Raw genomic sequence first — 20496 nt, 5'->3', positions numbered from 1 at the left:
CTCACTTCGTACTGTTGGACACCACATGGTCACTGTCGATCCCGCCCAACGAATGAAACAGGCCCGACGTATTGCTGACCCCGAATTTCTTGAGCAATTTCGCGCGATAGACCTCTACCGTCCGGTGCGAGATATCGAGGTTGAGCGCGATTTGCTTGCTGGTCAGCCCCTCTGCCAGATGGCTCAGGATCTCGCGCTCGCGCCGGGTCAGCGGCAGATAGGGCCGCTCGGCAGAAAGGTCCGCAAAGCTCCAGACCGCACGGTCGAGCGGGCGTTCGGGAGTGAAGGAATGGCCGCGCACCCGGCACCAGAACAGGCTGCCGTCGCGCCGTGCCATGATACGCTCGTCCCAATAGGTATTGGTCTTGCGCAGCTGGTCGACGCCGCGGTCGCGGATGTTTACGAACTCTTCATCCGAGGGGTAGAGAATGGCGAAAAGCTGGTCGCGCAGATCGCCGCGCGCATAGCCGAACATCGCCGCGAAGGCGTTGTTGCAGTCGCGGATGCAGCGGTTCTCGGTCACCACAAGCCCGACGGGCGCATGAACAAAGGCAAGCTCTTCAAAGCGCCCCTGCGCAAAGCAATCGTCGGTACGTATTTCCACCATCTTGCTCCGTTTAACTCTATTTCCGATGCTGAAACCGCAAGCTAGTCGACGGGAGGAGGCGGCGCAACACGGCGCTGGCCCGCGCAGGGAGGACGCGATGCTAACACGCAAGCGCATGGCGGACGCGCCATGATCGCGCGGGCCGCGGTCGCGCGGGTACGGCTGGCAGGGGGCAAGGGCGCGGGTGACATCACCCGCGCTATGCCCATGCTGCCCCGGAAAGGCACGCGCCAATGACCGCCCCCCATTTCCACTTTGTCCCCGTATTGGGCCATGAGGTGCATGTCGCCGAATGGGGTGATCGCCAGAAACCTGCAGTGCTAATGCTGCACGGTCTGGCCCGCACCGGGCGCGATTTCGATGAGGCCGCCGCCCTGTCGCGGGATTTCCATGTGCTCTGTCCCGATATGATCGGGCGCGGAAGGTCGAGTTGGGCGCGAGACCCTGAGGTGGAATATTCGGTCGAACATTACGCGCAAATCGCGACGGGGCTTTTGGATCACTTCCAGATCGACCGCGCCGCGTGGTTCGGCACCTCTTTGGGCGGCATGATCGGGATGCATGTGGCCTCTAGCCCCGAGGCGCAGCGGGTCAGCGCCTTGGTGGTGAATGACATCAGCCCCGAACTGCCCGAGGCGGCGGTGCAGCGGATTCTTTCCTATGTGGGCAGCCTGCCCGCCTTCGACAGTTTCGCCGAAGGAGAAGCCTGGCTGCGTCAGACCTACGCCCCCTTCGGCCCGGCGGCAGATGCCTATTGGCAGCGCATGGCGCGGTCCTCACTGCGGCGCCGTGGGGATGGGCGGCTGACCCTGCATTATGATCCGCGCATCACCGTGCAATTCACCGCCTCGGCGCATGAGTTGTCGACATGGGACCGTTGGTCACGGACCCGCACGCCCACCCATCTGCTGCGCGGCGCGCAGTCGGACCTGCTGCAACCCGAGGCCGCAAGGCGCATGACGCAAAGCGGCCCCCGCCCCGGCATGACCGAATTCCCCGGCTGCGGCCATGCCCCCAGCATGTCCAACCCCCAAGACATTGCCCTGCTGCGTCGGATTCTGGTTGAATTGTTGGGACAATCCGCCCCCTCATAGGCGCGATTTATGCAAAATTGACGCTACCGCCCCGGCATTTGCATGCATCCGGGTATTTTTCTTGCGTCAACAAAGAACTGTGCGGTCTAATGCCCCCGGGGCGTATCCGGCCCTCAGAAGGCCGGAGCGTGGAGGACAGGGACCATTTTGGGCAAAGCCGGCATGGAAAAGATCAGAAATGCGCTGTCTCAGCGTGCGAAACGGATTGTCATACTGGTCGCGCTCTGCGCCGTTGTCCTTGGCTTTGGCCATCGGATCGAGACGCTGTCCTACCAGACCTACATGCAGGATCTGGAGCTCGACACCACCTTGGAACTGATCGAAGTCCGCGAACGGATCCGCGCGGATATCTTTGAGCAGATCCTGAAACTGCGCGAATTGGCCACCGTCATCAGCGAGAACCCGACGATCACCCAGTCCGAATTCAGCGCCCGCGCGGCAGAGTTCATGGCCGAGAACCAGGATGTCATCAACCTCGCCGTGGCCCCCGACCTCGTTGTCACCATCGTCCACCCCTATGAGGCCAATCGCGGCGTGCTGGGGCTGGACTACCGCCAGAACGCGGCGCAATTGCCGAAAGTCGAACAGGCTTTGCAAAGCGGTGAGGGGCTGGTGACCGGCCCGGTCGATCTGGTGCAGGGCGGGCGCGGGCTGATCCTGCGACATCCGATCTTTGATTCAACCGGCACCAATGCCGCGCCGGACACGCCTTGGGGCATCCTCTCGATGGTGGTGGATTACGACGCCCTCGTCACCCGGTTGCAAATCCCCGAACTGACCGAAAAATACGATCTGGCCATCCGCGAGTTGACGCCAGAGGGAGAGGTCGAACAGACCATCATCGGTGACCCCGAACTGACCTTGGTCGACCCGATCAAGCTCGACTTCAGCTTTGCCTTTGGCACTTGGCAGCTGGCCGCCACGGTCAAAGGCGGCTGGCCAGAGCACCGCCCGGACTTCTGGCTGAACTGGCTCTTGCGTCTGCAAGGCGCGCTCGGCGTTACGATTTTTGCGTGGTACATCATGCGGCTGGCCGACAACCGCAAACTTGCCGAAGAACGGCTGCGCACCGGTGTCGAAGCCTTGGACCACGGTTTCGTCATGTATGACGCCAAGGGTACCTTGGTGCTTTGCAACGAAAAATACCGCGAGATTCATGGCTATAGCGACGTGGTGAAGCCCGGCTCGACCTATGAACAGATCGTGCGGGACAGCATTCGCCGCGGCATGGTCCCCGATGCCATCGGCAAGGAAGAGGAATGGATCCGCATCTGGCTGGAAAAGCGAGAAAACGGCGCCTTCGAGACCGAGCAGCGCATGCCCGATGGTCGCATCATCCGCACCTCGGACCGGCGGATGAAAGATGGCAGCGTCGTGGGCCTACGGATCGACGTGACCGACCTGAAGAAGGCGCTTTTGACCGCCGAGGACGCGAATAAGGCCAAGACCGACTTCATGGGCGTGCTGAGCCATGAGTTGCGTACGCCGCTGACCGTCATTCTGGGCCATGTCCGCCTTGCGCGGCATTTCGACCGGACGCCGGCGGCGCGTGACCTATGCAACGCCATCGAGGCTGATCCCCAGACCCGCGAAACGCTCTCTCCCAAGCTTTCGGCGACGATGTCCAAACTGGGCGACATCATGCAAACGGTCGAGCGGTCGGGCAATCACCTGCTGACCCTGATCAACGAGGTGCTCGACTTTGCCAAGATCGACGCGGGCAGCCTGTCCATCGCGATGGAGCCGGTGCAGATCGACGATATCGTCACCCCGACCGCAGATCAGCTGCGCCCGATGGTCGAAGACAAAGGGCTGGAACTGAAAGTAAAATCGGCCAGCGGCGTGATGCTGGCGGATGGGAAACGCATTCAGCAAGTGTTGATCAACCTGCTAAGCAATGCGACGAAATTCTCCGACGAAGGGACCATTTCGCTGACCTGCCGCATCCGGGGGGAGGTGGTGGAATTCCGCGTGACGGATTCCGGCATTGGCATCCCCGAAGATGAGCTAGAGCGCGTTTTCGAACCCTTCCATCAGGTCGATTCCACCGCCACCCGGCGCTTTGGCGGCACCGGGCTGGGCCTTGCCATTTCGCGCGACATCGCCACCGCCCATGGCGGCAGCCTTGTCGCCACCAGCATCATGGGCAAGGGCAGTAGCTTTTTGCTGACCCTGCCCCTGCGCCCTGCCATTGCCCTCGCCGCCGCCGAAGCGCGGGAGGCCGAGGTGGCCTGAACGCCGCGCCTCAGCTCTTCGAGATCGCGATTCACCGCGCGGGCAGGTGCTCCACCACTTGCTCCTGCTCACCCAGCCCTTGCACGCCCAGCCGAACCCGGTCGCCGGGGCTGAGATAGCGCTGCGGTTTCAGCCCCATGCCCACGCCCGGCGGCGTGCCCGTGCAAATCAGATCGCCCGGCTCCAACTGGATGAATTCGGACATATAGGAGATAATCGTCGCCACATCGAAGATCATCTTTTCGGTAGAACCATCTTGCAGCCGTTCGCCATTGACCTCGGTCCAAAGCGACAGCTTGCCCGGATTGCCCAGCTCATCCCCCGTCACGAGCACTGGGCCTGTGGGGCAAAAGTTGGGAAAGCTCTTGCCCTTGACCCATTGCCCGCCCCGCTCGGCCTGCCACGCGCGCTCTGACACGTCGTTGACGACGCAATAGCCCAGCACATGATCCAACGCCCGATCGCGGCTGACGTTCAAGGTAGTACGCCCGATCACCACGCCCAACTCGACCTCCCAATCAAGTTTGCTCATCTGCTTGGAATAGAGAAGCGGATCGTTCGGCCCGCAATAGGTGCGGCTGGCCTTGTTGAACAGGATCGGCTCGGTCGGCACCTCCATGCCCGACTCCACCGCATGGTCGGAATAGTTCAACCCGACGCCCCAGATGTTGCGCGGCTGGCTGACCGGTGCGGCGATGCGCTGGCCTTGGGTCTGGGCCAGCGGCAGCCCTTCCAGATCGACGCCCTTAAACACATCGCGCAACGTCGGGATCGTCTCGGGCGTGAAGTCTGGCACAAGGGCGCTGACATCCCGCGCCTGCCCTGCCGCATCCAACACCACCGGCGTTTTCACGCCGTCCCGCGCCCCGTATCGCATCAATCGCATGGCCAAATCTCCCCTCTTCGCAACCCTCGTTGGCCGTACCATAGCTGCTGGATTGGCGATGACCACCGCTTTGCAAAGTGGCGCACGCCGTCTCTGCCAAACGGCATCCGTCTGCTTATCGGGGTGAAAAGTCTTGTTCTTGCCCCAATTTAGTCGTTGCGGCATTGGCAGCGGTGCCCGAGGGGGATACCTTGGGTGAACATCTGCCCACGCGCCAAGACAGATGCAAAGACCACGACAGAGGCAAATATGAACGACTTTTACAACGCTCTGGCGGATTTCGACGATCCGCTGCGGCAACTCTATATGCTTGCTGTCGAACCTGACCTCTCTGTCGAAGACAAGATCGCCAAGCTTTTGCAACTGGGCACAGAGGCGCTTGACCTCGAACTTGGCATCGTCTCCCGCGTGGATCACCCGGTCTATGAATGCGTCTACGTCCATGGGCCCGATTGGGCACCCGCCCCCGGCAGCACCTTCGACATCAATGGCACCTATTGCCTGCATACGCTTGGCAACGACGATGTGACGTCTTTTCACCACGCGGGCCAGCAAGAGATTTCGGCCCACCCCTGCTATGAGAACTTTGGGCTGGAAAGCTACATTGGGGCACCGCTGAAAATCGGGGATGCGCTCTTTGGGACGTTGAACTTTTCCGGCACCGCCCCGCGTCCCGCCCCGTTCAGCAAGGCGCAGACCCAATTCGTCCAGTTCCTCGCCCGCTGGCTGAGCAGCGAGCTCTCGCGGCAATCCGAGCGCCGCGCGTTGCGCGAACAGCGCGGGCTGCTCAAGGCGATGGTCGATGCCGTGCCCGAGGCCATCATCATGGCCGATCCCAACCGCCGCGTGGCCATGGTGAACCCGGCGGTCGAAACGCTGTTCGGCTACGCCCCCGACGCGCTTTTGGGGCGGCAAACGGCGGTTCTTTACGAGACCCTCGGCAGCTATGAACGTGTCGGCGAAGAGCTGTCAAATGTCGGCACCACCAGCAAAGAAAGCGGATTTTCCGTTGCCTGTCGTCGCGCCGATGGCACGACCTTCGAAGGCCAAGTCGCCACCGCCAAGGTCGAGACTGACCGCGGTGAGCATCTGGGCTATCTCGGCGTGGTGCGCGACGTTAGTGAGCAGCGCGAGTTCGAACGCGCCAAGGACCAGCTTATCGCCACCGTCAGCCATGAGATGAAAACACCGCTGACCGCGCTGACCGGGGCGCTGCGCTTGCTTGAGTTGAACCCGGACGATCTGCCGCCGCAAAAGCGCAAACTGTTGCAGCTTGCGATGCGCAACGCCCGGGCGATCGATCAGATGGTGGGGGATATTCTGGATGTCGAAACCCTGCGCAGACCGGATCAATCGGGGTTCTCCGAACGCGCCTTGGCACCGCTCTTGGCCCAAGCCTCGGAGACCTTGGTCTCCTACGCGAAAGAGCGCGGCGTTGGCTTGGAAATGACCCCCTCCGAGGCCCCCGCACCGCTGTTGCGGCTGCACGAAGGGCGGCTCACGCGGCTGTTGTCAAACCTGCTGTCCAACGCGATCAAAGCCTCGGACGAAGGCGGCACGGTTCAGCTTGGTCTTTCGGAGGATGGCACGGGGTTCTGGGTCAAAGACCACGGCAGCGGCCTGCCTTTGGAACTGCAACCGGTTCTTTTCGAAAGGTTTTCCCGCGGCTCCAGCTACCGGGTCAAAGAGGGGCACGGGCTGGGCATGAGCATCGTCAAAGCCATTGTCGACCAGCACCTTGGGGAAATTCGCTTTGAAACCGCCGAGGGCGAAGGCACGACCTTTTTCGTAGACTTCCCGCCGCTCGAAGGGCGGCCGGATGCGATGGCCGCCTCCTGACGGCGCATCGCGGCCCCGGCGGGGGTCAGGTCAGAAAAGCCCGAAGCGCGTGCAGCGTGCGGTCGATCCCGGCGGCGGTGGTCAGCACTCCTGGCGACATGCGCAGGGTCTGGCTGCGGTTGTCGACGTAAATCTCCAGCGCCGCCAACTGCGCCACCACATCCGCCGCATCAATGTGATCGGGCAGAACCACCATGAGACTGCCGCCCCGCTGGTCCGGGTCCGCCGGGCTGGCAAGGGTCAGGCCCATCCCCTCAAGCCCCGCCTGTAGCTGCGCGGTCAGCTTGCGGTTATGCGCCGCCAAGACTTCGGTGTTCTGCCCCATGCGCCATTTCATCGCCGGCAGGCTGACCACCGCAGGAACGGTCGACGGCGTGCCACTGTCGAGCCGCCGAATGTCGGGCGCGAATTCGAAAGCGTCCAGATCCCATGAGAACGGATTGCCTTGCGAGAACCAGCCGCGCATCTCGGGCTGGCACTGCGGGATCAAATCGGCATCCATATAGACGATCCCCGCACCCGGCGTGCCGCACATCCATTTGAGGCTGGTCGACAGGGCGAAATCGACGCGCGGCGCGGTCACGTCATAGGGCAGAAGCCCCACGGCCTGCGTCATATCCACCCCGATGAGCGACCCCATCTTGCGGCCATGCGCCACCAATTGCGGGATGTCCAACCGGTGCGAGGTCGTCGAGCTGACCCAAGTCAGCAGGGCCAGCGCCACCTCCTCATCCCAATGGGCGATGATGTCTTCGGCCTCGACCCAGTGCCCCCCTTGCCGGATCGGCACAGTGTTCAACGTGAAACCAAAACGCTTCGACAGGCCGGTGAGCAGGAAATGCAGAGAGGGGAAACCATCCTCGGCCACCAAAACCTTCTTGCCGCGCAGGGTGCCTTCGGGCAGCGCACCGATGACGGCCATCAGCCCGGTGGTGACGCTCTCTGTCGTGGTGACGGTGCCCTTCGGTGCGCCGATCAACTCGGCCCAGAGATCAATGAACTGCTGGCGCTTGGGCAAGACATCGGCCCATTGATCGCCGTTGGGCGCGGCCCATGCATCGGTAAAATCGGTGAGCCCGGCCAGCATATCCGCATGTTTGCCGGGATATTGCCCGATGGAGTGATAAAGGAGATAGGCGTCGCCCGTTCCTGTTTCTGTGGACATTGTAATCTCCGTAGGGTGTTGGCCGCGCAGGCGCGCGGGGCGGTAGTTTTGTGGGGGGGACGGGGCCGCTTCGGCTTAGCGGTAGCCGCGCTTGTAATGCTGTTCCAGCCAGCCGGTGAAACGGACCATCGGCCAAAGGATCGCGATGTAGATCAGCGCGGCCAGCAGCAGCGGTGTGGGGTTGGCGAAAAGCGCCTGCGCGTCGGTGGCCTGTTTCAGCAGATCATCCATCGCCACGACCGAAGCGAGCGAGGTGTCTTTCATAATCGCCACCGCATAGGAGGCCAGCGGCGGGATCATCATCCGAAACGCCTGCGGCAGGATCACCTTGCGCATGGTGGTAAAGAAAGACAGGCCAAGCGCATCGCAGGCCTCGAACTGCCCGCGCGGCACGGCTTCGATCCCGGCGCGCACGACCTCTGCCGTATAGGCCGCCAGCACCAGCGCCAGCGCAATGGTCGCCCCCACGAATGAGGAAAAGACGATGCCCGCGAAGGGCAGCGCGTAGTAGACAAGGATCAGCACCACCAGCACCGGAATGGCGCGGAAGATATCCGTATACAGAACCGCCAGCAGCCGGAACGGCTTGGCCGCATAGAGCCGCACCAGACAGACCAGCACGCCAAGGATACCGCCAAAGAAAATCGCCGAAGCGCCCAGCAGTATGGTGTTAAGCAGCCCGCGCATCAAGATCGGGAAAGCGCGGCGCATCACGTCGAGATTGAAGAAGATGTCGATGATTTCCATTGCGCAGTCCGTCAGTTTGATCGCAGGGGGCGAGCTTTGGGCCGTGGGCGGAGCGGCGCCCCGCCTGCGGCCCAAAGGTATCAGTCAGCCGAGGTGGGCACCGGCAGCGGGGTCACCGCAAGGCTGCCTTCGGCAGGGGCCACGCCGAGCCATTTTTCATAGAGCGCCGCCATGGTGCCGTCCTCTTTCATTGAAGAGATCGCATCGTTGACCGCCTCCAGATGCTCAGAGCCCTTGGGCATCATGATCGCGAATTTATCGCCCGTCGGAATCTCGACCGAGACCTGCAAGCCCTGCATCGTCGGCTGGGCAAAGGCGTAGCGCAGGCTGACGATATCATTCACCGCCGCATCGATCCGGCCACTGCGCAGATCGGTCAGCATATTGGCGGTGGTGTCATAGCTGGAATAGGATTTATAGCCGAGTTCATCCTCCCGCTCTTTCAACCAGTTCTCCGGGAAAGAGGTGGCGATGGAACCGATGCGTTTGCCCTCCAGCCCGTCGAGATCGGCAATCCCGGCGTCAGTCTTGGTGCCGACCCCCAATGCGCCCGAGAAATAGGGCTGCGTGAAAGACTGCGCCTCAAGCCGTTCATCGGTGATGGTGAGCGATGAGATCACCGCATCCACCCGGCCCGAGGCGGTGGCCACGAAAAGCGCGCGGAAGTCGTAGCCGCTGATTTCGGTCGTCTTGCCAAGCCGGGCGGCGACCTCATTGATGATGTCGACCTCGAACCCCTCGAAGGCGCCCGCTTCGTTCTTGAACTCCCACGGCGGGTTCGCCGGGTAAGAGCCGATTTTCAGCACGTCCTGCGCCATGGCAGAGACGCCCGACAGTGTCGTCAGCGCCGCGACGGTGAGGCCAACGATCAGATTATTTTTCAGATTCATGTTTTGCTCCCTGTGAACACCCCCGCGCAGCGCGGCAAGCTTTCCCCTATTGGCTGCCAGTTTTCGTATACGAATTCAATTGAATTTTACGAGTATGCAAACTTATACCTAGCCATAAGCGTATTTCCTGCGCATGCTCGGCCTGCAATCGCATACTTTTCAGAGAGGTCGGAATGCCCCGCTCAGCCAAGCGCCACATGAAAGATCAGATTTACGACATCTTCCTCGGGCGCATTCAGCGGGGCGAGATCAGCCATGGCGACCGCTTTGTCGACACCGCCGTCGCCGAAGAGTTCAACGTCTCGCGAATGCCGGTACGCGATGCGCTGATGCGCCTGTCGCATGAGGGCTACCTCGACAGCACGACACGGGGCTTCACCCTGCCCAACCTGTCGATGCGCCAGATTTGCGAGATTTTCGAGTTGCGCCGCCTGCTGGAACCGCGCGCCGCGGCGCTGGCCACCAATCAGCTGACCGATGAGGACATCGCCACCCTGACCCGCGCGGTGGAACAATCCGAGCGCACGTTGGAAACCGGCGATATCGAAAGCCTCTATGCCGCCTCCGAAGACATCCGCCGCACTTGGATCATGGCGGTGCCCAACATCGAGTTGCGCGACACGATCCTGCGCTACATGGCCCAAATTCAGGCCGTTCGCATGGCCACGCTGCGCGACGCCGTCGCGCATGAAACCCTCGTGGAGTTGCACCGCGACATGCTGCGCGCCTTTACCGCCCGCGATGCGGCCAAGGTGGAGCTTTTGCTGCTGCGCTACGTTCTGGCTGGAGAGGATAGCTTCCTGCGGCTGAAAGCCCGCGCGCAGGATTAACCCGCCTCGCCCTTGGCCACCGTACAGAGCCAATCGCGCACGATGATCGCCGCGCTCGACACCCCCTGCCGGGGCGAAAGCAGGTAGAAATCCAGCCCGCCCTCCATCACATGTGGCACCGGGCGCAGCAGCCGCCCCGCCTCAAGATCGCGCTGCACCAGAAAGCGGCTTGCCAGCGCCACCCCCTGCCCCGCCAAAGCAGCATCAAGGCTTAGGGTCGTTTGATTGAACCGCAGCGTGCGGGCCGGTTTGACGCTGCCGCCAAAAGCCTCTTCGGCAAAGCGCGGCCAGAGGTCATGGGTGTCGTGAAGCAGGGTCATGCGCGCCAGTGTGGCGGCATCGACTGCCCCCTCCCCCGCGAGCAGCGCCGGAGAGCACACCGCCACAACCTCCTGCGCGAAAAGCAAGTTCGCCCTCAGGCTCGCCCCAAAGGGCGGACACGCCTGCCGCACGGCGAGGTCAATCCCATCGGCATGAAAACTCGCCACCCGCTCTGTCGCCGTGATGCGCAAATCAATGCCGGGGTGCGCTTGGGTAAAATCCGAAAGCCGGGGGATCAGCCATTTGGATGCGAAGGTCGGTGTCACGCTGATCGTCACCCGCGCGGGCGCGTGGCGGAGGGCATCCGTCGCCTCCGCCAATTGTTCGAAAGCACGCGATACCGACAGATGATAGGCGCGCCCCTCGTCGGTAAAGGCCAGCCCCCGCGGCTCGCGCAGGAACAGACGCAGCCCCAGATGATCCTCCAGCCCGCGCACCTGCTGGGCGACCGCGCCTTGGGTCACGCCCAACTCATCCGCCGCGGCCCGGAAATTCAGGTGACGCCCGGCGGCGGCAAAGGCACGAAGCCCGTTCAAGGGCGGCAGGGGCATCTCATTCGGCACAATAGATTTCCTACAGTCACACAACAAAGCATCTGGCTGGCTGCACGGGATCACAGCGCCTAAATGACGCAGCATATCCCCGCAGCACAATCGCTGCCTAGTATATGGAGCATACCCGATGACAGCAGAAAAAGTAGCCCTTATCACCGCAGGCGGCAGCGGCATGGGCGCCGGCGCGGCCCGCAAACTGGCGGCAGATGGCTTTAAGGTCGGTGTCCTGTCTTCCTCCGGCAAGGGAGAGGCGCTCGGCACCGAACTTGGCGGCTTTGGCATCACCGGCTCGAACCAATCGCCAGACGCGCTGGCGCAGCTGGTGGATGGCGCGATGGACCGTTGGGGCCGCGTCGATGTGCTGGTGAACTCCGCCGGGCATGGGCCGAAGGGCGACATTCTGGAAATGAGCGACGCAGATTGGCACGATGGGATGGACGTCTATCTGATGAACGTGATCCGGCCCACCCGTTTGGTAACGCCGATCATGGCGGCGCAGGGCGGCGGTGCGATCATCAACATCTCGACCTTCGCCACCTTCGAGCCGGACCCGCTCTTTCCCACCTCGGGCGTCTTCCGCGCCGGGCTGGCGGGTTTCGCCAAACTCTATGCCGACCAATATGCGGGCCAGAACATCCGAATGAACAACGTCCTGCCCGGCTTTATCGACAGCCTGCCCGAGACTGAGGACCGGCGCGCGCGCATTCCGATGGGGCGCTACGGCACCGAGGCCGAGGTGTCATCGCTGATCGGCTGGCTCGCTTCCGAGGGCGGGGCCTATGTCACCGGGCAGAACTGGCGCATCGACGGCGGGCTGACCCGTGGCGTCTGAAGCGCTTGCGCCCGCCACGCCGCAGCGGCTTGCCTTTTGGGTCAAATGGATCGCCTCGGTGATCCAGATCCTCGGCTATGCCGCCACAGGTTTCGGCTGGACGCCGTGGAACCTCTACCTCTTCGTGGTGGGGGTTCTGGGCTGGCTGATCGTCGGGCTGCTTTGGAATGACCGGGCGATCACGCTGGTTCACCTCGTTGCCATGGGGGCGATGCTGGCGGGGATGGCCAGTCAGTAGCGGCGGTGTGTCGAGGGGTGTCGTCTGCGTGGCGCCCTCTCGGCCCCCGTATCCGAGTATATCATCCGGCGGGGGGAACCGTGCCCCCTCCCCCGCCTACCTTGCACGACGCGGAAGCTGCCCCATATCTCTTTGCAAAGGACAACCGCGAGAGACCAAGATGGGCTATGTAAAGACAGCGATGCTGATGGCGGCGATGACCGCGCTTTTCATGGGGGTCGGCTATCTGATCGGCGGATCGGGCGGCGCGCTGATCGCGCTGGTGGTGGCGGCGGGGATGAACGCCTTCACCTGGTGGAACTCCGACCGCATGGTGCTCAAGATGCACAATGCGCAGCCCGTCTCGCCGGGGGACCGCGCGGGGCTCTACGCCATGACGGCAGAGCTTGCGCGGAATGCGGGCCTCCCCGAGCCCAAGGTCTATCTGATCGACACGCCCCAGCCCAACGCCTTCGCCACCGGGCGCAATCCGGCCAATGCCGCCGTGGCGGTGACGAAAGGGCTGATGCAAAGCCTCAGCCGCGAGGAACTGGCCGGCGTCATAGCGCATGAGTTGGCGCATATCCGCAACCACGACACGGCGATCATGACCGTGACCGCGACTTTCGCCGGTGCGATTTCAATGCTGGCGAATTTCGCCCTGTTCTTCGGGGGCGCGCGCGAGCGGATGGGGATGATCGGCACGCTGATGATGATGTTCCTCGCCCCCATGGCCGCCGCGCTGGTGCAGATGGCGATCAGCCGGACCCGGGAATATGCCGCCGATAAGGCCGGGGCCGAGATCTGCGGCCATCCGCTCTGGCTCGCCTCCGCGCTTGAGAAAATCGCCATGGGGGCTGCGCGGATCGACAATCACGCGGCAGAGCGCAATCCGGCCACGGCGCATATGTTCATCATCAACCCGCTACACGCGCATAAACACGACAATCTTTTCGCCACCCATCCGGCGACGGAGAACCGCATCGCGGCCCTGCGTGCGATGACACCTGACGCTGCCCCCGCACGAACACAGAGCGCCCGCCCAACCAGCAGCAGCCGCATCCCGAAAACCGGCAGACGCCGCGACGCGGGGCCGTGGCGCTAGGCCGCGCTTAGCCCCGCCGCCAGTAGGCGGTGCAAATCTGGCGGGTTTTGTCCATGCCGAGCTGGGTTTTGAAATGCCCGCGCAATTGCTGCGCGTTCTGGAACTCTCCGGCGAAAAAGGCATAGCCCAAACCGTCATCCGTCAGCGCCTGCGCATGGCCAAGCACTTCGGCCTCGAAGGTGGCGGGCGGCAGGGCATGGACGCGCAGCTTGGTCTTGGGCAGGTAGTCGCGATACGACACGCCGGGCGGCAGGGCCGCCACCACATCGCCCACCGCATCCTCCGGCAGCCGCGCCAAAAGCTGCGCCACGGCGGGCAGTCCGGTGCCATCGGCGGCGAGGAAATAGGAAGAGGCTTTCGGCAAAGCGCTGATGCCCACCGGCCCCATTGCACCGATCCGCTGCCCGGCATGGGCGTTCTGCGCCCATTGCGAGATCAGGCCAGAGCCGTGGCGAACCACGTCGATATCGACCTCTTCGCGCTCGGGGCGGATGTTCTTGAGCGTGACATAGCGCGCGTGCAACTCATCCGCACCCTTGGGCCAAACCGGCGCCCCATTGGCGCCCATCACCGGCCAGACCGGCGTGCGGCTGGCATCGCGCGGCAGGATCAGGCGCAGGTGGATGCCCTGCGGGGCGAGTTCGGCAATGTCGGGATAATGCAGGGTGACGCGCTGCATCCCTTCGAAGAGGATTTCGCTGTTCAGCACCTCCAACAAACGGAAGTTCTGCGGCGTTTCTCCGGCCTCTTGCGCCACACCCTGCCAGCGGATGCGATCGGCCAGCGCGGGGTCAAACTCCGCCACATGATGGACCATGCCCTCTTTCGAGAATTGCATGGCGTTTTCGCCGGGAGCTTGCAGGCTGACCTCCAGCCCACGCGGGCAAAGATCGAACTCTACCCGGTAGCCGTCTTGCTCAAACACATGACCCGTCGGCCCCCTGGGGCGAAACGCCATGCCGTGATCATCGACAAGATGCGACAGGATTTGCGACAGCATCTCCTGCGGGGCGTCCATGGGGATGGTGGTCTTGGCTTTGGCGATGGTCATCCGTGGCTCCTCCCGGTCAAAAGAAAGCGCGGCACACGAGGGGAGTGCCGCGCTCTAGGCTCACCAGCTATGGGCCAGCTTCACGGTGACTTCACGGCCGGGGCTGTAGAAGTCAGCGTAAGAGCCGCCGAAGGAGGTGTGCTTTTCGTCGAACAGGTTGGTGACATTGGCCGAGAGGGTGGTCTGCTCGGACAGATCATAGCTGACCGCGGCGTCGACCACGACAAAGCTGCCCGTTTCGCCTGTGGCGTTGCTGTCGCTGTAGTAGTAGCCGCTGTTGAACCGTGCGCCCAAACCGACTGTCAGATCACCACGGCCAAGGTTTTCCCAAGTCCGGCTGGCCCAGATCGAAGCGACGCTTTGAGGCACCAGTCCGGGGCGGTTGCCGACATTGCCCGCGGTGCCGTTCTCTTTGATCTCGGCATCCAGATAGCTGTAGGCGGCGGTGAGAGTATAGACGCCCATCTCGGCCTTGGCTTCCAGATCGATGCCGCGCACGCCGATCTCACCGATGGTTTCCGGCAGGTTGGTCGCCGGGTTGGTGCGGGTGATATTGGTCTTCGACAGGTCATAAACCGAGGCCGTCAACAGCGCGTTGGTCCCCATAGGCTGCCATTTGGTGCCCAGCTCGAACTGCTCGCCCTCTTCCGGCTCGACGCCAAAGCCTGCGGGCACGACCGACTGCGCGTAGTTCCCAAAGACCGAGAGGTTGGGTTTGATCTTATAGGTCAGACCCAGGCGGCCTGTCGTCTCGCTGATGTCGTTGGTCTGCACCGTGCCGGCAAGGTTGTTGGTCTCAGTCACGTCGATCCAGTCGTGCCGCAGCCCGAAGGAGGCGATGAAACGCTCGTTCCAGTTCAGCTCTTGCTGAGCGTAGATCGCCTTGCCCTCCGTCTCGGTGTCAAGATCGGCAAACATCGGCACGCTGGTCGGACGGCCCGTATAGGTCGGGTTGTCGCGGTCAACCGACGGTGCCGGGCCATAGAAGCGTTGGTCAGACTCGTCGGACCACGAGAATTCGACGCCCGCCGTGGTGGTGCTGGCCGCCCCGCCGAGGAACCCCTCATAGGTCAGATGCAGATCGGAGATCATGCTCTCGCTCGTGCCATCGCTGGCAAAAAAGGCGCGGTCCACCGTGCTGTCATTCGGGGTTCCATCGCTGACATAGGCATAGCCGAAGTCATCGGCGCTGTCGCTGTAGCGCAGGGTGCCGCCAAAGCTCAGCCCGTTGCCAAAATCATGCGCGCCCAGAACAGAGACGGTCGTCCGCTCGGTGCCGCGGTAGTTGTAGTCAGGCTCGCCATAGAACACATCGCTGCGGTCAAAATCGCCGCCCGCCGGGAAACCGCCGCTGCCGGGCACGGAGTCCCGGTCAAGGTGGTCGACGATCACGGTCAGCTCAGACGCATCGGAGGGGCGCCATGTCAGGCCGCCCATCGCGAAGATCTCATCGTTCTCGGAATAGGGATACTCAAGCTCGCCATTGCGCAGCAGACCGGTGAAACGGTAGCTGAGCGTGCCTTCCTCATCCAGATTGTCGCCGAAATCCACACCGGTTTCCAAGCTGCCATAGGAGTCGACCGAGGTGTAGACACTGCCAAAACGTTCGTCGCGGGGGCGTTTGCTGACATAGTTGACCGAGCCGCCGGGATCGGAGAGGCCGAAGGTCGACGACGACGCGCCGCGGATCACCTCGACGCGCTCATAGGCGAAAGGCTCTTCGCGGACCGATCCGAAGTTCGCGCCCAGCGTCAGCCCGTCGCGGTAGGTATAGGCTTCGAACCCGCGCAGGATGAAATAGTCGAACCGGTCATCTGCGCCATAGCTGTCGGTGCTGGCACCGGCGGTGTAGTTCAACACCTGCTCCACGCTATCCGCGCCGCGGGCTTCGATCTCACGGCTGGTGATGACCGAGACGCTGGCCGGGATGTCGATGATCTCACCCGACAGTTTGCCGCCGCTGCTGATCTCGCTGGCGACAACCGTTTCGGCATCCGCCGCGCCCGAAGTCTGCGCTTCGGCTTCGAGGATCACGTCATCCAACTGGTAAGCTTCTTGCGCGTAAAGCGTGCCCGGCACCAGCGCCGTACAGCACAAAAGCGCCGTCTTGAGAGAGCCGCGCCCCAGTTGCAGGGGGATGAGTTTGGAAGAGGACATGGCGGTCTCCGTAATAACCTAGTGAATCTGTCGGGATTCCCTTACCCCTATGATACGGAGGAAACCAGAGTCAATCTGACCAAATTAGTCAGTTATTTTCAGGCCGCGGCATCTTTGCGTGGCGGCCCGATCTTGTGACGCCCAATCGGCACCATGCAGGGGGTCTGCGAGACCGGATCGTTGACGATACGGCACGACAGGCCAAAGACGGTTTTCACCAATTCCTCGGTCAGGACCTCGGCGGGCGGCCCCTCGGCGCGGATGCCGCCATCGCCCACGGCGATCAGGTGATCGGCATAGCGCGCGGCGAGGTTCAGATCATGCAGCACCATGACGATCGTCGTGCCCTGCGCCATGTTGAGATCGACCAGCAGGTCCAGCACCTCGACCTGATGCGCCACGTCCAGAAAGGTCGTTGGCTCGTCCAGCAGCAGCAGATCGGTCTCCTGCGCCAAGGCCATGGCGATCCATACCCGCTGGCGTTGACCGCCCGACAGCGTGTCGAGATCACGCTCGGCCAGCTCCTCGGTCCCCGTCGCGGCCAGCGCGCGGGCCACGGCGCGGTCATCTTCTGCAGACCAGCGCGAGAACAGCCCCTGATGCGGATGCCGCCCACGCCCCACAAGATCGGCCACGGCGATCCCCTCAGGCGCGATGGGCGATTGCGGCAGCAGCCCCATGACCTGCGCCAGCTTGCGCGATTTCATTTGGTGCACCGCTTCGCCATCCAGCAGAACCGCGCCGGACTTGGGCTGCAAAATCCGCGCCAGCGTCCGCAAAAGCGTCGACTTGCCCGAGGCGTTCCCACCCACGATGGCCGTGATCTTCCCCGCCGGGACGGTGAGCGTTACCCCCTCCAAAATCACGCGCTTTTCATAGCCCGCGCCCAGATCGCGCGTTTCAAGACGGTGGTCGTGGGTCATAGCGTGCCCCCATTTCTATTGGCGCGAACGATGAGATACAAAAGGAAGGGCGCGCCGACCGCGCCGGTGACGACCCCCACGGGCAAGCGGGCGGGCAGCAGGAACTGCCCCACGAAATCGCCCGCGATGACCAGCAAAGCACCCACAAGCCCGGCCCCCAACAGCAAGCCGGCCGTGCCCGGCAAAAGCCGCGCCGCGATGGGGCCAGAGAGGAAGGCGACAAAGGCAATCGGCCCGGTCGCTGCCGTGGCGATGGCCACAAGGCCGACGGCGGCCAGTGTCACGCGCAGCCGCGTGGCGTCAGCACGCACGCCCAAGGCCTCGGCGGTGTCATCGCCAAGGCGCAGCACCTCAAGGTCGCGGGCGGTAACGGCCAAGAGCCCGCCGAAGACCAACAGCGCCCCCGCCACGGGCAGCGCTTGGACCAGTTGCATGCCGTTGAGGCTGCCGGTCAGCCAGCGCATCGCCTCGGCCCGGTCCCATGCGGGCGCTTCGAGCAGCACATAGGCCGTCACACTGTCAAGCATGGCGGAAACGCCGATGCCGATCAGGATCAGCCGCGCCCCTGCGGCACCGCGCCGCGAGGACAGCGCCCAGATCATCGCCGCGACCCCAAGCCCCGCCGCCACCGCGACGAGCGACACCAGCCAACCGTCGAGGGCCAGGATGACGATAGCAAAGACCGCCGCCGCACCTGCGCTGGCGCTGATGCCGATGATGTCGGGGCTGGCCAGCGGGTTGCGCAGCATGATCTGAAACGCCACCCCGCCCAAGCCAAAACTCGCCCCGGCCAGCAACCCCATGACCGCGCGCGGCAGGCGCAAATCGGTCACCACAAATGAGGCATTGGCCCCCGGCGCCCCCGTCAGCGCGGCCCAGACATCGCCCGGCGGCAGGCAACCACGCCCGCAGCTCAGCGTCAGAAGCATCAGGCCCAAAACAAGCGCGGCCAGTGCGCCCAGCACCTGAATGCGGCGCGCTGCGGCGGTGCGAAAACTGCGCGGCGCGCTGAAGGTCACATCGCTCATAGCCCGCGCATCCTGTGATTGCGTACCGTCCAGATAAAGAAGGGTGCCCCGACAAAGGCCGTGACGATGCCCACGTCCAACTCGTTCGGGCGGGCGATGACGCGGCCCAGCACATCCGACAGCCCCAGCATGGAGGCCCCTGCCAAGGCCGAGAGCGGCAGCACCAGCCGGTAATCGACACCCGCGATCATCCGACACAGATGCGGCACCACCAGCCCGACAAAGCCGATCGGCCCGCAAAGCGCCGTCGCCGTGCCGCAAAGGATCACCGCCCCCGCCGCCGCCATGACCCGGCCCAAGGCGACGCTTTGGCCAAGGCCGGTGGCCAGTTCTTCGCCCAGGGCCAATGCGTTGAGAACCCGGGCCGAGGCGAGGCTCAGCGCCAGCCCCACCAGCGCGAAGGGCAAGGCGGGCAAGAGGGTCTCGAAACTCGCGCCGCCGATGCCGCCGACCTGCCAAGATTGCACGGAACCCGCGATGTCATTGCGCGGCAGCACCACCGCGATGATGAAGGCCGAAACCGCGACAGAGGTCGCGGTGCCCGCAAGGGTCAGCTTGAGCGGCGTCGCCCCGCCCTGCCCGGCAGAGCCGATCAGATAGACGAAAACCGCCGTAACGCCTGCGCCGGCGATGCCGAGCCACAGAAAGCTATGCGCGCCGCTGATGTCGAACCAAGCGATGCCCACCACGACGAAAAGTGCCGCACCCGCGTTGACGCCCAGAATGCCCGGGTCGGCCAGCGGGTTGCGGCTGATGCCCTGCATCACCGCGCCTGCAAGACCAAGCGCCGCGCCCGCCAAGATCGCCAGCGCCGTGCGCGGCATCCGCACCGCGACGGCGGCGGCGCCGATGGTCTCGATCCGGCCGGTCATGCCCGCCCAGATCTCGCCCCACGGCACCGCGCGCGCGCCGACGGTCAACGATAGGCCGGTCATCAGCAGAAGCAGGCCCAGCAAAAGCGCGAGGCCCGCCAGCCGTTGGGGGCGCTGCACCTGCATTACTCGTCGCGCGTGGCGGCGGCGCTCAGCCGCGCGAGGTAGTCGTCGAGCACATAGTCGATCGACAGCGGCGTCGGGTTCGCGGCGGTGCCCATCGGATCATTCGCCAAAAGCACGACCGAGCCGCGGGCGACCGCCGGGAAACGCGCGATCAGCGGGTTTTTGGCCAGTTCGTCCAACCGTGCCTGATCGCCATAGGTCACGACAACGTCCACGTCTTCAAAGAGGTCGATCCGCTCGGCACTCACCCGGCCCGAGTATTTCCCGGCCTCGCTGGCCTCGCGCACCGCCTGCGGCGTCGCCATGCCGAGGTCGGTCAGGAATTGCACCCGCTGGTCAGCGGCAGCGTAGAAACCGATGGTGCTGAGGTCGCGCGGATCGAGGTGGGTGACGAACATGCCGGTCTTGCCCGCCAGTTCGGGATGCGCCGCGCGGGCGGTGGCGATCCGCTCTTCGATCTCGGCGACCATCGCGTCGCCCTCCTCGGCCATGCCAAGGCCCGCCGCGTTCTGGCGGATCATCTCGCGCCATGTCGTGGTCCATGCCGCTTCGGGGTAGGCGACAACCGGGGCGATGCGGCTGAGGGTTTCATAGTCCGACTGCGACAGGCCGGAATAGGCGGCGAGGATCACATCGGGTTGGGTGCTGGCCACGGCCTCGAAATCGATACCATCGCCCTCGTCAAAGAGCGTGGGCACTTCTGCGTCGAGCGCGTCCAGCCGTTCGATCACCCAAGGCAGCAGCCCGTCGCCATCGTCGTCCCCCCAAGAGGCGCGGGCGAAACCAACCGGCACGATGCCAAGCGCCAAGGGCACCTCGTGATTGGCCCAACCGACCGAGGCCACCCGCTCGGGCCGCTCTTCGATGGTGGTTTCGCCAAAGGCGTGTTCGACGGTGACGGGAAAGTCCTGCGCCATGGCGGCGGTCGCGCCAAAGGCCAAGCAAATGAATGACAACGTTCTGAGCACCGCGGCCCCCTTAATCCGATTCTTTTAGTAAACTATTGCCTGTTATGCC

The 20496-nt window shown here is 63.7% G+C and carries 19 protein-coding genes; 7 read left to right on the top strand and 12 right to left on the bottom strand.

The genetic code is table 11. The annotated features are described in order from the left end of the window. Window position 1 precedes the first annotated feature (1 nt). Window positions 2-607: a helix-turn-helix transcriptional regulator gene (locus ACGYLA_RS10855; protein ID WP_067265514.1), complete on the bottom strand. Its 606-nt coding sequence runs from the start codon at window positions 605-607 to the stop codon at window positions 2-4. A 233-nt stretch (window positions 608-840) separates the two neighbouring features. On the opposite strand from ACGYLA_RS10855, the gene ACGYLA_RS10850 reads away from it, so the two are divergent. Beyond that, window positions 841-1701, top strand: a complete 861-nt coding sequence (locus ACGYLA_RS10850) for an alpha/beta fold hydrolase (protein WP_394432360.1) — start codon at window positions 841-843, stop codon at window positions 1699-1701. A 162-nt stretch (window positions 1702-1863) separates the two neighbouring features. Further along, window positions 1864-3936 (top strand): ATP-binding protein, encoded by a 2073-nt coding sequence (locus ACGYLA_RS10845; protein WP_394432358.1) that lies wholly within the window; start codon window positions 1864-1866, stop codon window positions 3934-3936. A gap of 31 nt (window positions 3937-3967) precedes the next feature. Here ACGYLA_RS10845 and ACGYLA_RS10840 read toward each other — a convergent pair whose 3' ends face one another. After that, window positions 3968-4822 (bottom strand): fumarylacetoacetate hydrolase family protein, encoded by an 855-nt coding sequence (locus ACGYLA_RS10840; RefSeq protein ID WP_394432356.1) that lies wholly within the window; start codon window positions 4820-4822, stop codon window positions 3968-3970. A 249-nt stretch (window positions 4823-5071) separates the two neighbouring features. On the opposite strand from ACGYLA_RS10840, the gene ACGYLA_RS10835 reads away from it, so the two are divergent. Beyond that, window positions 5072-6661, top strand: a complete 1590-nt coding sequence (locus ACGYLA_RS10835) for an ATP-binding protein (RefSeq protein ID WP_394432353.1) — start codon at window positions 5072-5074, stop codon at window positions 6659-6661. A gap of 25 nt (window positions 6662-6686) precedes the next feature. Here the strand turns inward: ACGYLA_RS10835 and ACGYLA_RS10830 are convergent, their stop codons facing one another. From ACGYLA_RS10830 to ACGYLA_RS10820, 3 genes are all read right to left on the bottom strand, one after another. After that, on the bottom strand, window positions 6687-7826 hold the full coding sequence (locus ACGYLA_RS10830; RefSeq protein WP_394432351.1) for an aminotransferase class V-fold PLP-dependent enzyme: 1140 nt from the start codon (window positions 7824-7826) through the stop codon (window positions 6687-6689). Window positions 7827-7901: 75 nt separating this feature from the next. Then, entirely contained in the window at window positions 7902-8573 is a 672-nt protein-coding gene (locus tag ACGYLA_RS10825; protein WP_067265504.1) for an amino acid ABC transporter permease, read from the bottom strand. Window positions 8574-8653: 80 nt separating this feature from the next. Beyond that, window positions 8654-9463 carry an ABC transporter substrate-binding protein gene (locus ACGYLA_RS10820; RefSeq protein WP_394432349.1) on the bottom strand — a complete coding sequence of 270 codons (810 nt, stop codon included), beginning with the start codon at window positions 9461-9463 and terminating at the stop codon, window positions 8654-8656. Between the two features lie 173 nt (window positions 9464-9636). Between ACGYLA_RS10820 and ACGYLA_RS10815 the strand changes: the two genes are divergently transcribed. Next, window positions 9637-10293, top strand: a complete 657-nt coding sequence (locus ACGYLA_RS10815) for a GntR family transcriptional regulator (protein ID WP_271688255.1) — start codon at window positions 9637-9639, stop codon at window positions 10291-10293. Here ACGYLA_RS10815 and ACGYLA_RS10810 read toward each other — a convergent pair. Then, window positions 10290-11165: a LysR substrate-binding domain-containing protein gene (locus ACGYLA_RS10810; RefSeq protein WP_394432502.1), complete on the bottom strand. Its 876-nt coding sequence runs from the start codon at window positions 11163-11165 to the stop codon at window positions 10290-10292. The genes ACGYLA_RS10815 and ACGYLA_RS10810 overlap by 4 nt on opposite strands. 130 nt (window positions 11166-11295) lie before the next feature. Between ACGYLA_RS10810 and ACGYLA_RS10805 the strand changes: the two genes are divergently transcribed. The 3 genes from ACGYLA_RS10805 (at window position 11296) to htpX (ending at window position 13322) form a co-directional block, all read left to right on the top strand. Further along, complete coding sequence (locus ACGYLA_RS10805) at window positions 11296-12000, top strand: SDR family oxidoreductase (protein WP_394432347.1); 705 nt, start codon at window positions 11296-11298, stop codon at window positions 11998-12000. Continuing rightward, window positions 11990-12238, top strand: coding sequence for a DUF6552 family protein (locus ACGYLA_RS10800; RefSeq protein ID WP_394432345.1), 249 nt, complete (start codon window positions 11990-11992; stop codon window positions 12236-12238). The genes ACGYLA_RS10805 and ACGYLA_RS10800 overlap by 11 nt, the downstream gene beginning before the upstream one ends. A 160-nt stretch (window positions 12239-12398) precedes the next feature. After that, window positions 12399-13322, top strand: coding sequence for a zinc metalloprotease HtpX (gene htpX, locus ACGYLA_RS10795; RefSeq protein WP_394432343.1), 924 nt, complete (start codon window positions 12399-12401; stop codon window positions 13320-13322). 7 nt (window positions 13323-13329) lie between these two features. On the opposite strand, the gene ACGYLA_RS10790 is transcribed toward htpX, so the two are convergent. The 6 genes from ACGYLA_RS10790 to ACGYLA_RS10765 all read right to left on the bottom strand — a co-directional run bounded on the left by ACGYLA_RS10790 (window position 13330) and on the right by ACGYLA_RS10765 (window position 20396). Next, complete coding sequence (locus ACGYLA_RS10790; RefSeq protein ID WP_394432341.1) at window positions 13330-14373, bottom strand: siderophore-interacting protein; 1044 nt, start codon at window positions 14371-14373, stop codon at window positions 13330-13332. A gap of 60 nt (window positions 14374-14433) precedes the next feature. Then, on the bottom strand, window positions 14434-16530 hold the full coding sequence (locus tag ACGYLA_RS10785) for a TonB-dependent siderophore receptor (RefSeq protein WP_394432339.1): 2097 nt from the start codon (window positions 16528-16530) through the stop codon (window positions 14434-14436). Window positions 16531-16628: 98 nt separating this feature from the next. After that, the gene (locus tag ACGYLA_RS10780; protein ID WP_394417036.1) at window positions 16629-17453 is read right to left on the bottom strand and encodes an ABC transporter ATP-binding protein; all 825 of its coding nucleotides are present in this window, start codon (window positions 17451-17453) and stop codon (window positions 16629-16631) included. Next, entirely contained in the window at window positions 17450-18481 is a 1032-nt protein-coding gene (locus tag ACGYLA_RS10775) for a FecCD family ABC transporter permease (protein ID WP_394432337.1), read from the bottom strand. The genes ACGYLA_RS10780 and ACGYLA_RS10775 overlap by 4 nt, the downstream gene beginning before the upstream one ends. Continuing rightward, window positions 18478-19479: an iron ABC transporter permease gene (locus ACGYLA_RS10770; protein WP_276154275.1), complete on the bottom strand. Its 1002-nt coding sequence runs from the start codon at window positions 19477-19479 to the stop codon at window positions 18478-18480. The genes ACGYLA_RS10775 and ACGYLA_RS10770 overlap by 4 nt, the downstream gene beginning before the upstream one ends. Continuing rightward, entirely contained in the window at window positions 19479-20396 is a 918-nt protein-coding gene (locus tag ACGYLA_RS10765) for an iron-siderophore ABC transporter substrate-binding protein (RefSeq protein ID WP_394432500.1), read from the bottom strand. Before ACGYLA_RS10765 ends, ACGYLA_RS10770 begins: the two co-directional genes overlap by 1 nt. Window positions 20397-20496: the final 100 nt, after the last annotated feature.

Source organism: Sulfitobacter sp. 1A13679, from assembly GCF_043557115.1.
Lineage (GTDB): Bacteria > Pseudomonadota > Alphaproteobacteria > Rhodobacterales > Rhodobacteraceae > Sulfitobacter > Sulfitobacter faviae.
Note: the sequence above shows the minus strand (reverse complement) of the source record. Positions and strands in the feature narration are given on the sequence as shown.

Excerpts from the sequence above, each read along its gene's own strand:
- ACGYLA_RS10820 (WP_394432349.1), bottom strand. The coding sequence starts at position 9,463 with ATGAATCTGAAAAATAATCTGATCGTTGGCCTCACCGTCGCGGCGCTG.
- ACGYLA_RS10765 (WP_394432500.1), bottom strand. The coding sequence starts at position 20,396 with ATGGCGCAGGACTTTCCCGTCACCGTCGAACACGCCTTTGGCGAAACC.
- ACGYLA_RS10845 (WP_394432358.1), top strand. The coding sequence starts at position 1,864 with ATGGAAAAGATCAGAAATGCGCTGTCTCAGCGTGCGAAACGGATTGTC.
- ACGYLA_RS10780 (WP_394417036.1), bottom strand. The coding sequence starts at position 17,453 with ATGACCCACGACCACCGTCTTGAAACGCGCGATCTGGGCGCGGGCTAT.
- ACGYLA_RS10810 (WP_394432502.1), bottom strand. The coding sequence starts at position 11,165 with ATGCCCCTGCCGCCCTTGAACGGGCTTCGTGCCTTTGCCGCCGCCGGG.
- ACGYLA_RS10835 (WP_394432353.1), top strand. The coding sequence starts at position 5,072 with ATGAACGACTTTTACAACGCTCTGGCGGATTTCGACGATCCGCTGCGG.
- ACGYLA_RS10825 (WP_067265504.1), bottom strand. The coding sequence starts at position 8,573 with ATGGAAATCATCGACATCTTCTTCAATCTCGACGTGATGCGCCGCGCT.
- ACGYLA_RS10775 (WP_394432337.1), bottom strand. The coding sequence starts at position 18,481 with ATGAGCGATGTGACCTTCAGCGCGCCGCGCAGTTTTCGCACCGCCGCA.
- ACGYLA_RS10840 (WP_394432356.1), bottom strand. The coding sequence starts at position 4,822 with ATGCGATTGATGCGATACGGGGCGCGGGACGGCGTGAAAACGCCGGTG.
- ACGYLA_RS10855 (WP_067265514.1), bottom strand. The coding sequence starts at position 607 with ATGGTGGAAATACGTACCGACGATTGCTTTGCGCAGGGGCGCTTTGAA.
- ACGYLA_RS10805 (WP_394432347.1), top strand. The coding sequence starts at position 11,296 with ATGACAGCAGAAAAAGTAGCCCTTATCACCGCAGGCGGCAGCGGCATG.
- htpX (WP_394432343.1), top strand. The coding sequence starts at position 12,399 with ATGGGCTATGTAAAGACAGCGATGCTGATGGCGGCGATGACCGCGCTT.
- ACGYLA_RS10785 (WP_394432339.1), bottom strand. The coding sequence starts at position 16,530 with ATGTCCTCTTCCAAACTCATCCCCCTGCAACTGGGGCGCGGCTCTCTC.
- ACGYLA_RS10815 (WP_271688255.1), top strand. The coding sequence starts at position 9,637 with ATGCCCCGCTCAGCCAAGCGCCACATGAAAGATCAGATTTACGACATC.
- ACGYLA_RS10770 (WP_276154275.1), bottom strand. The coding sequence starts at position 19,479 with ATGCAGGTGCAGCGCCCCCAACGGCTGGCGGGCCTCGCGCTTTTGCTG.
- ACGYLA_RS10850 (WP_394432360.1), top strand. The coding sequence starts at position 841 with ATGACCGCCCCCCATTTCCACTTTGTCCCCGTATTGGGCCATGAGGTG.
- ACGYLA_RS10830 (WP_394432351.1), bottom strand. The coding sequence starts at position 7,826 with ATGTCCACAGAAACAGGAACGGGCGACGCCTATCTCCTTTATCACTCC.
- ACGYLA_RS10790 (WP_394432341.1), bottom strand. The coding sequence starts at position 14,373 with ATGACCATCGCCAAAGCCAAGACCACCATCCCCATGGACGCCCCGCAG.